Source organism: Stenotrophomonas sp. STEN013, from assembly GCF_056760355.1.
Map to the genome: position 1 here is coordinate 1 of NZ_JBRREO010000013.1, position 14,699 is coordinate 14,699.

Annotated in this window: 14 protein-coding genes; 3 read left to right on the forward strand and 11 right to left on the reverse strand. The window is 64.9% G+C overall.

The genetic code is table 11. The features are described 5' to 3' along the window. Window positions 1-160 precede the first annotated feature (160 nt). From ACVOMH_RS15255 to ACVOMH_RS15275, 5 genes are all read right to left on the reverse strand, one after another. On the reverse strand, window positions 161-2,080 hold the full coding sequence (locus ACVOMH_RS15255; RefSeq protein WP_054660511.1) for a M61 family metallopeptidase: 1,920 nt from the start codon (window positions 2,078-2,080) through the stop codon (window positions 161-163). A 140-nt stretch (window positions 2,081-2,220) separates the two neighbouring features. Continuing rightward, a complete protein-coding gene (locus tag ACVOMH_RS15260) occupies window positions 2,221-2,652 on the reverse strand; it encodes an EF-hand domain-containing protein (RefSeq protein ID WP_158499979.1) in 432 nt (143 codons plus the stop codon). Between the two features lie 134 nt (window positions 2,653-2,786). Continuing rightward, on the reverse strand, window positions 2,787-3,146 hold the full coding sequence (locus ACVOMH_RS15265; protein ID WP_054660754.1) for a DUF1428 domain-containing protein: 360 nt from the start codon (window positions 3,144-3,146) through the stop codon (window positions 2,787-2,789). 154 nt (window positions 3,147-3,300) lie between these two features. Continuing rightward, entirely contained in the window at window positions 3,301-5,034 is a 1,734-nt protein-coding gene (locus ACVOMH_RS15270) for a cytochrome c biogenesis protein DipZ (protein WP_057505930.1), read from the reverse strand. A gap of 240 nt (window positions 5,035-5,274) precedes the next feature. Then, window positions 5,275-6,036 (reverse strand): PIN domain-containing protein, encoded by a 762-nt coding sequence (locus ACVOMH_RS15275; protein WP_054659530.1) that lies wholly within the window; start codon window positions 6,034-6,036, stop codon window positions 5,275-5,277. Between the two features lie 237 nt (window positions 6,037-6,273). Here ACVOMH_RS15275 and ACVOMH_RS15280 point away from each other — a divergent pair, with 237 nt between their 5' ends. Both ACVOMH_RS15280 and ACVOMH_RS15285 read left to right on the forward strand, forming a co-directional pair. After that, entirely contained in the window at window positions 6,274-6,663 is a 390-nt protein-coding gene (locus ACVOMH_RS15280; protein ID WP_425478343.1) for a hypothetical protein, read from the forward strand. Beyond that, entirely contained in the window at window positions 6,660-8,453 is a 1,794-nt protein-coding gene (locus ACVOMH_RS15285) for an AAA family ATPase (protein WP_157722867.1), read from the forward strand. The genes ACVOMH_RS15280 and ACVOMH_RS15285 overlap by 4 nt, the downstream gene beginning before the upstream one ends. 378 nt (window positions 8,454-8,831) lie before the next feature. On the opposite strand, the gene ACVOMH_RS15290 is transcribed toward ACVOMH_RS15285, so the two are convergent. Further along, on the reverse strand, window positions 8,832-9,008 hold the full coding sequence (locus ACVOMH_RS15290; protein WP_158499978.1) for a hypothetical protein: 177 nt from the start codon (window positions 9,006-9,008) through the stop codon (window positions 8,832-8,834). 707 nt (window positions 9,009-9,715) lie between these two features. Between ACVOMH_RS15290 and ACVOMH_RS15295 the strand changes: the two genes are divergently transcribed. Then, the gene (locus ACVOMH_RS15295; RefSeq protein ID WP_057505928.1) at window positions 9,716-10,930 is read left to right on the forward strand and encodes a serine hydrolase domain-containing protein; all 1,215 of its coding nucleotides are present in this window, start codon (window positions 9,716-9,718) and stop codon (window positions 10,928-10,930) included. A gap of 120 nt (window positions 10,931-11,050) precedes the next feature. Here ACVOMH_RS15295 and ACVOMH_RS15300 read toward each other — a convergent pair whose 3' ends face one another. The 5 genes from ACVOMH_RS15300 to ACVOMH_RS15320 all read right to left on the reverse strand — a co-directional run bounded on the left by ACVOMH_RS15300 (window position 11,051) and on the right by ACVOMH_RS15320 (window position 14,687). After that, window positions 11,051-11,530 (reverse strand): hypothetical protein, encoded by a 480-nt coding sequence (locus ACVOMH_RS15300; RefSeq protein ID WP_054660384.1) that lies wholly within the window; start codon window positions 11,528-11,530, stop codon window positions 11,051-11,053. Between the two features lie 163 nt (window positions 11,531-11,693). Next, a complete protein-coding gene (locus tag ACVOMH_RS15305) occupies window positions 11,694-12,119 on the reverse strand; it encodes a hypothetical protein (protein WP_481552525.1) in 426 nt (141 codons plus the stop codon). A gap of 152 nt (window positions 12,120-12,271) precedes the next feature. Next, window positions 12,272-13,264: a 23S rRNA (adenine(1618)-N(6))-methyltransferase RlmF gene (rlmF, locus tag ACVOMH_RS15310; RefSeq protein ID WP_481552526.1), complete on the reverse strand. Its 993-nt coding sequence runs from the start codon at window positions 13,262-13,264 to the stop codon at window positions 12,272-12,274. A gap of 125 nt (window positions 13,265-13,389) precedes the next feature. Further along, a complete protein-coding gene (gene tmk, locus ACVOMH_RS15315) occupies window positions 13,390-14,073 on the reverse strand; it encodes a dTMP kinase (RefSeq protein WP_481524190.1) in 684 nt (227 codons plus the stop codon). A gap of 86 nt (window positions 14,074-14,159) precedes the next feature. After that, a complete protein-coding gene (locus tag ACVOMH_RS15320; RefSeq protein WP_481552527.1) occupies window positions 14,160-14,687 on the reverse strand; it encodes a hypothetical protein in 528 nt (175 codons plus the stop codon). Between the last annotated feature and the right edge of the window lie 12 nt (window positions 14,688-14,699).

Sequence of the window (14,699 nt, forward strand, 5' to 3'; positions counted from 1 at the left end):
GGCCGCTCGGGGGCCCGAGCCCCCCCCGCCCGCCGCGCCCCGTGACCCGCCCCCCCCCGGGGCCGCCTGCCGCCCCCCCCCGGGGGGGCGCGCCCCTACCCCGGGCTACAAGGTCTTCCCATCCACCCTCTGCCGGGCATTGCCCGGCACTACGCGGAGATCATTTCTTCGCGCTGAGGATCGGCGTCAGGTGATCGGGACGGCCTTCGATCCGCTGCAGCACCGGATAGCGCAGGCCGCCGTGGTAGTCGATCTCGAAGGTGCGGTACACGTCCATCTGCTTGACCAGCAGGCGGATCGGCGCGGTGTCGTCCTTGGCCGCGCGCACCGCGCCTTCCAGTTCCTCGGCGCTGTACTGCAGGTCGTTGACCGCAAGCAGCTGCATGCCGCTGCCGATACCGGCGTTGAACGCCGGGCTGTCCCAGCGCACTTCGGTCACCGTCCCGGCCGGGCTCACATTCAGGCCCAGCGAATAGATCAGGTTGACGCCGCGGCCCTTCATCATCGCCTTGAAGTAGGCGCTGGGCGTGTCCTGGTAGACCAGCTTCCAGCCGGCCGCCTCGAGACCATCGGTCAGGCCACGACGGCCGTCCACGCGCTCGGTCAGGAACCGCGCCCAGTCACCGGTGGGCTGCACCTGTTCCAGCGTCGCGGCCACGTCCTCGAAGGTGTAGGTGTCCGGCCGCTGCCACTGGCCGTCGTTCTTACCGAAGAACGCGCGGGCGAAATCGTCCAGGCTGCGCTTGCCGCCGCTGAGCGTGCGGATGCGCACATCGGCTTCCAGCCACAGCATCTGCCCGCCCTGGTAGTAGTCCTCGCTCATCTGGTAGCCGCGGTAGGGCTTGGGCTTGCGCCGCGCGATCACCGGATCGTTGGTGGTATCGCCCAGCGAGCGCCACGCCATGCCGGGACGGTTGTCGGCGTAGGTGGCCGCCACCATCGCCAGCGCATCGCGCGAGGCCTGCAGCGGGCGGATGCCCGAGCGCGCGGTCAGCACGTTGCCCCAGTACTGGGTCTGGCCCTCGTACACCCACAGCAGGCTGCCCTGCATCGGCACGTTGTAGTTCAGCGTGGCCAGATCGGCCGGACGCCGGTACTTGCCGTCCCACGAGTGGGTGTACTCGTGGCCGAGCAGGTCGCTGCTGCCGAGCTTGGCGTCCCAGCCGCTGAAGTAGTCTCGGTCCTCGCTGTTCTCGCTGGAGCGCTGGTGCTCCAGGCCGATGCCGCCGAGCTGGCTGGTCACCGCGAACAGGAAATCGTAGTGGTCGTAGTGCTCGGCGCCGAACAGCTTGCGCGCCTGGGTCACCAGCGCGCGGTGCTGGTCGATGTGCTCGGGCTTGGCCTCCAGATCCTTGGCGCGGTCGGCGAACACGTTCAGCCGCACCGGGCGGGTGCCGGCCGGGGCCAGATCGAAGGTCTTGTGGTAGCGGCCGGCGAACACCGGCGAATCCATCAGGATTTCCAGATTGACCGGCGCGTAATGCACCGTGTCGCCGTCACGGCGCGCCACCTCCAGCGCGGACGCCGCCTGCCAGCCCTGCGGATAGCGCGCACTGGCTTCATAGGTGATCGCGTGCGCGGCATGCCCGGCCGGGTACAGCAGCATCGCGTTCCACTGCAGGTTGAGCATGTTCGGGGTCATCACCGTGCGGCCCTGCGCCGGATCGGTGGGACTCAGGAACTGGTAGTCCATGTGCAGTTCGGTGACGCCCTCGGGCACCTGCACGTTGAAGGTGAACACATCCAGCGGATCACGCACCCAGTCCAGGCGCTGGCCGTTGCCGGTGATCACCAGCCCGGCCAGCTTCTCGATCGCGCCGCTGGCGGCGTGGTTGCCGGGCAGCCAGGCAGGGTAGTGGAAGCGCTGCAGGCCGGCCCGCACCGGCACCTGCTGGCGGATCTTGAACACGCGCTGGCCCAGCGCGGTGGCATCCACTTCCAGCCGGATCGTGCCCGGGTAGGCCGCCTCGCTGATCCGCACCCCGCGTGCATCCGTGTCCGGCACCCGCGGCGCGGCCGAGGCAAGTCCCGTGGCCGTCACCAACGCCACACTCAACGCCGCCAGTTGCAGTACACGCATCACGCAGTTCTCGATCAGGAAGGACCTTCCATCCTGTCGTGATGGCCGCGTGCGCGCATGAGCCGAACGGCATGGGCGCGGCGGCGCTGGTGCCAGCGGTCGCGGCAGTCAGCGCGGCGACCGCGGCGCCCGGCGCTGGATCATTTGTTGCCGCCGGCTCTGGCGGCCATCGGCTTGTGGCTGGCTTCCATTTCCGCGCGGCTGATCATGCCGTTCTTGTCGGTGTCGGTACTGTCGAACATCTTCTTCGTGGCGGCGGCGTACTCGGGGGCGGAGAGTTTTCCATCACCATCGCCGTCCATCATCCTGATCCGGTCGGCTGCGGGCGGCTGCCGCATCGGGCGGTCCTTGCCCATCGCCATCGGGGACTGGTCCATCTCCGCGGCGGTGACGAAGCCGTCCTTGTTGGCATCCATCGTCTCGAACTTCATCCTGGCCGCGTCGGCATGCTCGCTGGCCGAGACCATGCCATCGCCGTTGGCATCCATCGAGCGGGCTTTCTCTTCGGCGTGGGCGGCCCCGGCCAGCAGCAGGCCGGCCAGCACGAGCGGGGTGGAAGCGATGCGTTTCATCGTGTTCTCCAGGAAAGGCCGCCACAGGCGGCGGGGCGTGGGCGAACGCTGCGCGCGGCCGGGTTTGGTGCATGTGAATTCATCCGGCGCGCGATACGCGGCCATGCAAGGTGTTCAGCGGCCGGCGGGCCCGGCTAGGCCTGCAGCTGCACCAGCGGCGCAAAACCGCCGTAGATCAGGCGCTTGCCGTCAAATGGCATCGGGTTGTTGGCCGGGTCCATGCGCGGGTCGTCCATCATCTTTTCCATCGCCGCATCGCGGGTGGCCTTGTCCGGCCATTCGATCCACGAGAACACCACCGTCTCATCGTCCTTGGCCTGCACACAGCGGAAGAAATCGGTCTGCGTGCCGTGCGGGACGTCGTCGCCCCAGCATTCGACCACGCGCAGCGCGCCCAGCTCGATGAACACCGCATCGCCAGTGCGGGCATGGGCAATGAATTTTTCCTTGTTGGCCGTGGGCACGGCCAGGACGAAACCATCGACATACGACATGGGGCAGCTCCGGGCTGATGGCGACCGGAATGGCCGCCTTCCAGTGTTCGACGCGCGAGAGCGCGAAGAATCGACACCCTGCCGCAGCCGATGTTGCGGTGATGCCAACGCGCCGCATTCATCGACGTCGACGCTGGATCTGACCCGCTGCCGCTCAGCCGAAGGTGAAGGCGTACACCTTCATGCCCGGGTCGAGGAACTCGATCTCGAACAGCCGCTCGCCGCCGCCGGCCTGCTGCCGCACCAGCTGGTACAGGCGGTGCTCGGTGACCACGCCCTGGCCGTCGGCATCGGTGTCCACGCCGTGGTCGGCGCCCGGCGCCTGCCCGTCCAGACGGATGCGGAAGCGCAGCGGCTTGCCACCGCCGGCCGGGCCGAGCACCAGATGCAGGTCGCGGCCCCGGAAGCGGTACAGCACGCGCGCCCCGGCGGCCTCGTTGCGGGCGAACTGACGCTGCACGTTCCAGCGCCCGTCCAGCGCCCACTGGTCCGGACGCAGCTGCGACGGTGCGCGGTAGTCCCAGCCATCGTCGTAGACCAGCCGGCCGCCGGCGAAGTTGGCAGCACGTTCGTAACCGATATAGGTTTCCGGCGACTGCCGCAGGCCGGTGGAAGGCGCGGCCTGCGCCCCGGCCGCGCGCGGCGCGGTACCGGCCGCCGGCAGCGCGGCATCGCCGGCCTCGCGCAGCAGCTGGCGGATCACCGCCTCGCTGCGCGCATAGTTGCCCTCGCCGAAATGCCGGTAACGCACGCGGCCGTTGGCATCGATGAAGTAGTGCGCCGGCCAGTACTGGTTGTTGAACGCGCGCCAGATCGCATAGTCGTTGTCCAACGCCACCGGATAGCCGATGCCCAGCTCGCGCACCGCCCGGCGCACGTTGCCCGGGTCCTTCTCGAAGGCGAATTCCGGGGCATGCACGCCGACCACCACCAGCCCCTGCGCGGCGTATTTGTCCGACCACGCGCGCACATACGGCAGCGCGCGCAGGCAGTTGATGCACGAGTAGGTCCAGAAATCGACCAGCACCACCTTGCCGCGCAGCGCCGCATTGTCCAGCGGCGGGCTGTTCAACCACAGCGTGGCGCCGGCCAGCGGCGGCATCGGGCCCAGGTCGGCCAGCAGCACCTCGGATTCGGACGCCGGCTGCGCCACCGCCGGGCCGCCCGGCGGCGGCTTCAAGGTATCCAGCAGCTTCTGCTCCAGTGGCCCATTGCTGGCCAGCGACACCCGGGTCAGCAGCCCGGTATCCAGCCCGAGGGCGATCGCCGCCACCCCGGCCAGCACCAGTACACCCAGCGCGCGGCGCAACCATTGCCCGGCGCCCAGGGTGCGCTTCATTGCCGCGAACACGCGCCCGCCAATCAGCAACGCCAGTGCCAGCGAGGTCGCGGCCCCGGCGGCGTACACCAGCAGCAGCAAGGCGGTGGCCACGCTGGCCCCGTTGATCGCCGCGGCGGTCAGCAGCAGGCCGAGGATCGGCCCGGCGCACGGCACCCACAACAGGCCGGTGGCCACGCCCAGCCCGAGCGCGGCCCAGATCGAATCGCCGCCCGCATCGGCCCGTTGCGACAGGCGCTGGCCCATACGCACGAACGGCCGGCTGACCCATTCGGCCACCCGCTCGGACAACAGCGTCAGCCCCAACAGCGCCAGCACCGCCAGCGCGATCCAGCGTCCGTACTGGTTGGCCCGAACCGCCCACGCGCCACCGACCGTGGCCAGGCTGGCCACCAGCGCGAAGGTCACGCCCATGCCGATCAGCAGCGGCAGGCCGTTGCGGCGGAACGGGCGGTCGGCGCGGGCGAACACGAACGGCAGCACCGGCAGGATGCACGGGCTCAGGATCGTGAGTACCCCGCCCAGGTAGGCGATCAGCAGGAAGACCATCAACACCTCTCCTCAACGGCGCGGCGACCGGACGCGCGCCCGCAAAACCCCAGCGACGGTGCGCCGGCCCCCATGTGCCCGCCGTGAACCCGGTGCCGGGCGATGAAGAACCGCCAGCCCGCACGCGGCGGCGGCGCCGCTTGCGCATCTGGCGTCATGACGCCGCGCGTCCCGGATCGCAGATAGACCAGTACCGCCGAATGCAGAGCGCTGGCTGTTTGACGTCTCCCGCTGTGGGCCTCAGGCATACCGCACCTTGCTGCCTTCCACCTTCACCACGCCGGCCTTCGTCAGCCCCGCAATCAGCGCATCCACTTCCTCGGCCTTGAGCTGGTTTTGAAAGTGCGACGCCACGTGCTTCTTCAACGCCGCCAAGGTTCCGGGTTTGCCGGATTTCGCTTTGGCCAACAGCTCTTTCATCCGCACCAGCTTTTCCGCGGCTGTCATCCCCTTGGCTGCCGCCATCTTCGTTGGCTTCGACTGTTGGGACGCCTTCTCCACTATCACCGTCACCGCATTCACGGCGGGCTTGACCACTGGCTTCGCCTCCGGCGTCACCGCGGGCGATGCGGCAACGGCTTTTGCCACCACCGGCTTGAACAGGGGCATCTGCGCAATCGCCGTCGAACGGCAGGCAAATATCTTCTTCGCCTTCAGGTGTTCGATCAGCGGATCGAAGCCGGTGTCTCTGGAAATGATGTGGAAGAACCCACGCGGGTCTTCGCGCGCAAGCTGGCCGATGTAGAAGGCGATGTGGAAATCCAGCGCGTTGGAACCATTGCCCGAGATGCGCACGTAGTCGGCCCGCTCGCGCATGGCCTGCATCTGGATTGCCAGATCGGCCGACAACCTGGCCTGTCCGGCCCCCACAAACACCCATAAGCGCACATCCTCCCGGTCCAGCAGCTGCAGATCGGTGGGCTGCACGTTCTCGTGATCGATCAGCACGTAATTGATGCGCCGGTTCTCGACCAGCGGCGTAGCGACGACTTCGGCCAGCATTCCCTGCACGCTCCCTGTTGCTCTGGAGCCATCATCACCCGGCAACCACCGACATTCCAATCGCGACAATTCCTACGCCGACGCGGGGAATGCCCTGATCGTAAGAGTCACGGACTTGAAATAAGGGCCGGGGTGAAGGAGTCTTCACGAAGTCCGATTCCGCAGGGAATCACAGGGGGACACATGGAATGTGTTTTGTCCGCACGCGCTGTCGTGCGGTGGATCGTGATAACCGGGATGTTGTGCAGCACCGCCGCCCATGCGCAGACGGTGCGCGCGGCGGTGGGTACGCAGCAGCGCCAATACATTCCGCCGCCGCGGCAGCCACACAATTCGATGGCGCGCGACACCACGCCCTTCAATTGCGAGCAGTACCGCCACCACCCGCACCCGGGCATGGCCGGTTACTGCCAGGGCATCGAGAACATGACCCTGCAGGGCGAAGCCCGCCGGCAGGGCCGCCCCGCCCCCTCGTCTTCCATCATCGAACTACCGCCGCTGGGCTCCGAGCCGGCCAAGACGCTGGGCTATGCCTGCGTCGGCGGGCAGGCATTCAAGCGCCTGAGCAATGGCTGGGAGCAGGTATCCGCCGCAGCCGGTGGCTGGCAGCGGTGTCGGGGTGGGTGAATCCAATTCGGATTAACACCGAAATCTCAATATTCACGAAAGGAAAACCAATGTCTCAAATAATAAAACTTTCAATAAGCAACTTTAGAACAATAAAATTTCTCGAAATAGATGCCAGCAACTTCAACCCAATTGTTGGATACAACAACAGTGGAAAATCAAACTTAATTAGGGCCATCTACTGGCTCCTGAAGAAATCGACTCTAGATGCACGCGACTTCAATGATCAAGGAAGCGAACTATGGGTATCCGCAACCATAGATGATGCCCAGAGCATGATATCGGTACTCCCGGATAACCAACAAAGGCAAATCAAAAGCTTCATCGCAAACGACAAAATCACATTTAGAAGAATTCAGCCGAGCCCAAACTGTTCTGCGAAAGATATAAAAATCGAAGTCCTCGACGGAAACGGGCAGTGGGCTGCCAACCCTACCGGGCTGGATACCGCAATTGGGAAGGCCCTTCCAGAGCCGGTATATATAAAAGCAATGGATGATGCTGAAGATGACGTTGCCAAATTCGGAGCGCGGAACACAATCGGACTACTAATAAAGTTCGCAATGGAAAGTGCTCGACTCAACAACCAGGCGTCGGTCCAAACTCTTGAATCTGATATAGCAAGAGTGGGAGCACATCTGAACGGGCCAAACAGATTAAATGAGATCAACAACCTTGAGCTAAGGGCAACAAATAGCATCAACTCGCTATTTCCCGGCATCTCTATAAACCTAGAAATGCCCCCTCCAAGCATCGATGAAATAATAAAAGCAACGAAAATAAAATTAAGGGAAATTGGCGGACAAGACCGAGACTTTTCAGATTACGGTCACGGCACACAAAGAACCGTGCAAATGGCCTTGATAAACCTGCTCGCCGAAACAACCAAGAACACCCACTCAAACACGAATACCTTGATCTTAATTGACGAGCCGGAGCTTTATCTACACCCCCAAGCAATAGGAAAGGTCAAGTCGGCGCTAAAGACACTATCAAATGGGGACTTTCAGATATTTTTCTCAACACACTCACCACTGATGATTGAAGCAGGAGACGCTGCTCAAACCATGGTGTTTTGGAAATGCCCAAATGGCGGAACGAATGCCCGTCCAAAGGCATCCAATGCGCTAGCCTCATTGAACAACAACAACTCTGCAGATGTTCTTTTTTCGCTTAATCATAGTTCTCAATGGCTATTCTCCGACCGCCCGGTTGTCGTAGAGGGAAAAACGGAGAGAACCCTACTTCCATTAATCTACAAAATCTGTTCAAACAAAACACTTCAAGAATCCAGCATCGCCCTCATTGAAGCCGGGGGAGGCAGCGGATCGCGTCCAATCTCTGAATTGCTAGAGAGTCTTGGATATTCACCCAAGTGCATCTATGACCTGGATTTTGCTTTCAAGCTAGCCCCATCAATTGGATTGATATCAAACAACGATCCAGATCTCTTAGCATGCCTATCTTGGCTATCCACAAATAGCGCAGCACACAACATAAACCTCAACCAAGCCGGCCTCCCGGAAAAATCAGGCGCATCCATAAAGGCCGAAGAAGCTTATGCAATCATGGCTGGTGCAAACACTCAAAGCTGTATGAATCTGCATAGCAAGCTTCTTCCAAAGAATATTTGGATATGGCCAGGCGGCGCAATTGAGTCGCACTTGGGAATACCAAAATCCAACTCCGCCAAGGCTCAGTTCGCGTACAAAACTGAAACTAACGGAAATATCGATCACGCAGGCGATAAAACAACTATCCAGAGGCTAGCGACTTGGCTTCAACAATAAATCCTGGGAACTCGCTATAACGGGGTCACGATAGCCGGGTGAGGTTGACTTATAAGCTTCTGCTTTCCGCTTTTGACGTTCACCCCGTAGAGCATGGCCAATGACCGGCTCGGATACCCGCAGGGCGACGCGCAGGAGCGCGTCGTTTTTCGCCGGTACATGGATGTGCCGTCGAAAAATGCGCCGGGCAGTGGCGGACCCGCGCACCGCGCGGGCATGCGTCCCGGGTATGCTTGACCAGCCATTCGGCTGTTGGAGAAGCGCCTCTTTTGGTTACTTTTTCTTTGCACAAGCAAAGAGAAGTTCCTCAACAGCCGAATGGCTGGTCAAAGTGACTCGCGCACCGCAGGTGCACGAAAGCTGTTCTGCCTTGGCTTTTCAAGATTTAAAGACGAGAGCAAAGGCTTCCGCCTGCTGCGCAGCCGGGTTCCTTTTGGTTGCGGCAAAAGGAACCAAAACCGCTTCCGCCGGACGCATGCCGATGCGGTAAAGCCGCATCGGTGCCCTGCGCTTCTCGCGGAACGGGGCGGCGCGGAACTCGCTGCGCTCAGACACCCGCGCCTTATTCCCCCGCTCCGCTGCGATGCTCGGCATGCTTTCACGGCTTGGGCACGTCAACAGCGGAAAGCAGAAAGCTTCGCGGCACCGCAGCGGCACACCGGGGATGACTGTTCCGAGCTCAGAGCTCGGACAGCCAAGCATATTGCCTGGAGCGTCGAGCTAATTGCTCCATCGACCGAGCTTTTTGCTCGGAAGCCCAAGCAATCTGCTCCGAACGCCGAGCTCCCCTACCCGGCGCGCCGGGCTTTTTGCTCCGAAGCCCGAGCAGATTTGCCCGGAGCGTCGAGCTTTTTGCCCGGAGACCCGAGCAATTTGCTCCGAACGCCGAGCTACCCTACCCGGCACGCCGGGCTTTTTGCTCCGAAGCCCGAGCAGATTTGCCCGGAGCGTCGAGCTTTTTACTCGGAGACCCGAGCAATTTGCTCCGAACGCCGAGCTCCCCTGCCCGGCACGCCGGGCTTTTTGCTCCGAAGCCCGAGCAAATTACCCGGAGCGTCGAGCTTTTTGCTCGGAAGCCCGAGCAATTTGCTCCAAACGCCGAACTCTCCTACTCGGCACGCCGGGCTTTTTGCTCGACGGCCCGAGCAAATTGCTCCGCGCACCCCACGTCGGCCCCGGCTTTCCGGGCGACGGGCGTCACGCCGGCTTGACGGTTTCCCGCCGGCTGGCTATCAACACCGGTACATCACCGGGGAATCACCATGCGTACCGTCCTGTCCGGCAGCCTTGCCGCGCTGCTGTTGTTCGCCCTGCCCGCCGCGGCCCACCAGCCCATCGCCAGCGCGCGGGTGGCCTTCGACCGCGACGGCGTCACCGCCACCCAGGCCCAGGGGCTGGCCGATGTGCAGGCCCAGCGCGCGCTCAGCGTGGAGGATCCGGTGCGGATCGCCTCGATCTCCAAGCTGGTGCTGGCTATCGGCGTGATGCGGCTGGTGGAGGAAGGCACCTTCGACCTGGATACCGACGTGTCGACTTATCTGGGCTGGCCGCTGCGCCATCCGCGCTTTGCCGATACCCCGATCACCCTGCGGCTGATGCTCTCGCACCGCTCCGGGCTGACCGATGACGCCGGCTACTGGGCCACACCGCTGGATGGCGACATCCGCGAGATTCTGGACGATCCGCGCGCCTGGGATACGCACGCGCCGGGCACCTGGTTCCGTTACACCAACCTCAACTCGCCGCTGGTGGCCTCGATGATGGAGCGCGCCACGGGCGAGCGCTTCGACCTGCTGATGCAGCGGCTGGTGCTGCAGCCGGCGAAGATCACCGCCTGCTACGGCTGGGAAAGCTGCAATGCCGCCACCGCCGCGCGTGCGGTGGTGCTGTATGACGCCGCAGGGAAGCCGGCGGTGGATGACAACCGCGGCGCAAAACCCGAATGCAACGTGCGCCGCGCCGCCAACGGCAGCTGTGACCTGGCGTTGTGGCAGCCGGGCCGCAATGGCGGCGCGTTCTCGCCGCAGGGCGGGCTGCGGATCAGCGCCACCGCGCTGGCGCGGGTCGGCCGGCTGCTGCTGGGCAAGGGTGAGATCGACGGGGTGCGGGTGCTCAGTCCGGCCTCGGTACAGACCCTGCTGACCCCGCAGTGGGTGTACGCGCCGGGCAACGGCCAGACCTGGGAGGACGGCGAGCCGGAGCCGCCGCCGGGCCAGCCGCGCGCCACGATGTGCCGCTACGGCCTGTCCACCATCACCCTGGCCAGCGGCCACCCGGACTGCGGCGATGACCCGTTCGGCGACGGCATCGTGCGCGTGGGCCATTCGGGCAACGCCTACGGCCTGCGCTCGGGGCTGTGGATCGACCCGGCCAGCGGCACCGGCGTGGCCTACTTCGCCACCGGCATGGACGGCGCCCCGGCCGGCACACACTCGGCCTATACCGCCGAGGAGGAGCGGCTGGCGACCGGGCGATAAACCGTCGCCGCAACACCGCGACCTAACGAAAGGGCTGCCAGAAGGCAGCCCTTTTTGTTGCGACGGGCGGGAATCGAACGCGACGCGTGGAGCTACGACGACCGGTTCCGCGCGGGGGGATCAGCCTTCGGCGTCGGCCTCGCCAGCATCTTCCTGCAGCATGGCCAGGTGCGCGGCCAGCGCCGCCTCATCCACGATCGGCGCATCGCTGATCGAGCCGGCGTCCACGCGCCAGTCGCCGTCGCGGTTGAGCAGCCGGTAGCGGACCTTCTCGGTGCGTTGGCGGGTGCCGTTGTACAGAGGAATATCGCCGTACTTGGCCGCGGCCGGCAGCACGTAGGCGACCTCGGCGATGCAGCTGCCGGTGCTGCAGCGCAGTTTGCCGATGCGGTGGGTGCTGGCCACGGAGATCGTGTCCGCGCCGATGGTTTCGTAGTCGGCAGGGGCGTGGACCAGCGGCGCCAGCGTGTCCGGGTCCGTTTCCAGCCGGCCGCCGGAAAGTTCGAATCTCACAAACGCGTCCAGCGCCTGCTCCGGGGTCGGCCAGGCGAAGACGGTGGCGGGGAACAACGCGGCGCAGAGGACAAGTGGCTTGAGCATGGTGGGTCTTCCGGTCTCCACAGGTGGACGCCCAGAGGGCGGGCAGCGGAGCATTGCACATAACCGCGCTCGTATTCATTCATGTGAAAACGAAGTCGGATGGCGGCGCCGCGAGTGTCCCCGGCGCACGCTGCAGGGGGCATGGATGCGGGATGCGGGATCGTCAGGGTCCGGCGGCGGCACGTTTTCTGAAATGGAAAACCGCGGCCGAGGCCGCGGTTTCTGTTGGCCCCGTTCCAGTCGACCGCCCCCGCCGGCGGGGGGGGCGGGGGGGGCCGGGGTTGAGCGCCCCCACCCGCCAGGCGAACACCGCCAGCGCGACATGGCCGAACAGCACGGTCGCCAGACACGCATATGTCAACGGCAGCAGGGGAAAAACAGAATGGGGAAGCAGCTGCAAACTCCCGGCGATGGAGTTGCCGGTAAACAGGAAATAGCCGGGCAACCCGATCAACAGGATGAGAGCGAAGGCCATCAAAATGGCCCAGGCCAGCCTGATGAAAATCTTGGCGACGAGTCTTCCAGCACGGTAATGGGTCAGCACGTTGATCCTCGAAAGTCGGTCAGGGAAACGGCGGGCAAAGCGCATTCCTGTATACCCGAAATACCTGCGCGAGGTCCGGCGGCCTGACAGGCATCCCGCCGCGTGCGGCCAGGCGCCGACGGAAATGTCGGCATTGGCCCGGGCTGTGGGCGGCTGGGCCGGTTGCCAAAGCAGGTTTTATCCCTCCCCCCCGCGACCTACTCCTGCAACCACGCCCTGCGCGCGGCCGGCGCGTGGAAACTCCACGCCACGAAGCGGCTCTGTTTGTGGCCCTGGGCCATGGCGACCTCGCGCACCTCGGCGGCGCCGGCCTTGGCCAGCTGTTTGTGCAGGTCGGGCAGATGCTCGCTTTTGGCCACCAGCGAGGAAAACCACAGTACCTGCGTCTGGAACACCACGCTTTCCTTGATCATCCGGCGCAGGAACGAGGCTTCGCCGCCGGTGCACCACAGCTCGTTGGCCTGGCCCCCGAAGTTCAATGCCGGCGCCCGGCTGCCGCGTGGCGCCGGCGCGTTGCCGAGGTTGCGGCGCTTGCGCTGGCTGCCCTGCGCGGCCTCTTTGGCCGAGCTGTGGAACGGCGGATTGCACATGGTCAGCTGGAAGCGTTCCTGCGGCTGCAGCAGTCCGGCGAACAGGCTGCCACGCGCATGCTGCTGGCGCAGCTCGATCACCTTGGCCAGACCGTTGGCCTGGAGGTTGGCGGCGGCGCACTGCAACGCGTCCGGATCGATATCGCTGCCAACGAACGACCAGCCGTATTCGGCCTGCCCAAGCAGCGGATAGATGCAGTTGGCGCCAACGCCGATATCCAGCACGCGCACGTGCGGTCCGCGCGGGATCGTGCCGCCGGCATCGGCGGCCAGCAGATCGGCCAGTCCGTGCAGGTAGTCCACCCGGCCCGGCACAGGCGGGCACAGGTAGCCCTCGGGAATATCCCAGTGCCTGATGCCGTAATCACTGGCCAGCAGCGCGCGGTTGAGCTCGCGCACCGCCAGCGGATCGCTGAAATTGATGCTCTGCGTGCCCGCCGGCGTGCGGACCAGGTGCGCCTTCAGCGCCGGGTTGGCGGCAACCAGCCGTGGCAGGTCATAGCGGCCCTGATGGCGGTTGCGGGGATGCAGGCCGGGCGTCGCCGCGGCAGGCGTCGCGGCGGTACGCCGCGGTGACGGGCGCGGGGATGGGGAATTCATGCACGTATTAGACGCCATGGGGAGTGCGGGATGCAGCCACCGCAAACGCTCCGAGCCGTACCGCCCGGAAGACACGGGCAGTGCGTAGACACCGGTCCGGGAGGGCCGGGCGCCGTTTCCGCAGGTCAGGAGGCAACCGCGGCCGTAAGGCGTTCCAGTTTCTGGACATTTTCCGGCGTCAGGCCCCCATCTTCCGCAATCCGCCTGGCCAGGGCCGCCACGGTGGCGGCATGTGCATCCCCCAGCACTTCGGCTTCACCCCGGCTGGCATCGATCACCGTTTTGCCGGGCAACTCCAGCTGATTGAAGATCTCGCGGCAGCGCTCCAGATTCTGGGCCGTTTCAAAATGATTGGGCACATCACCGCGCGCGCGGATCCGCTGCAGCCCCTGCGCCGGCGTCAGGTCCAGCAAAAGCAGCAGATCCGGCCGGGGTGCGAAATCATTGGAATGCAGCATTTGCTCCACCGGCAGACCCGCAGCGCCCTGATACGCCACCATTGAAGGGAAATAGCGATCCAGGATGACGATCTGCCCCCTGTCCAGCGCCGGCCGGATGATCTCTTCCACATGCTGCTGGCGATCCAGAAGCAGGTATTCCACCTCCTCTTCCGGGCGTAGCCTTCCGGTAGCCGCGGTCTCCCGCAGGCGCGTCCCCCAGGGGCCATTGGTCGGCTCCTTGCTCAGGACGACTTCCGCACCGGCAGATTCCAGCACCCCCGCCAGTTTGCGCGCGAGGGTGGATTTGCCAGCGCCATCAATGCCTTCGATGGCGATGAGCAGGCCGCCGGTGATCTTTTCTTTGTTCATGGCGCTACTTTAACGGAACCCGCCGCGCCCACCCAGCGCCGGTGACGGCCCCGCGGCCAGCCTCCTGTCGGCGTGGACCGTTCGACTCACGAACCCGGCGGCGCCGGGCAGTCCCCCTGCTGCTGGCAGAACTGCAGCGCGCGACGCTGCTGTTCGGCGTCCAACTCCGGTGGCGGGCGGGCGATGGCGGACTGGATCTGGTCGCGGCCATTGGTGAGTTTATGCAGGCCCTTGGCCGCGGCCATCAGCCCGTAGTTGATGCCCATGAAAAGGTAGCCACCACTGATGCTGACCTGTTCGGGCGTGGGCGGCTCGCTCCAGGATTTGCTGAAACGGTTGGGCGCAGGTGCGACCGGACTCTTGAAGCGGTACAGGTCCAGCGGCTGCTCGTCCTCGGGCTTGAGCGCCCGCACCTCTTCCAGGGTGGTGACCTTGTCCTGCGCCGGCGTTGGCGGAGCCGGCTGCCCGGCGGGCGACGCGATGGGGGGCGCCACCCCGGCGGTTCCCGGTAACGCCGGTGCGGACGGCGGCGTCTGCTGCGCCTGCGCCTGCGCCGCCCCTGCCAACAGCAGGCCGGCCATCATCGCCTGCCATCCACGTGTTGCCACCATCATCCACGTCCGCCT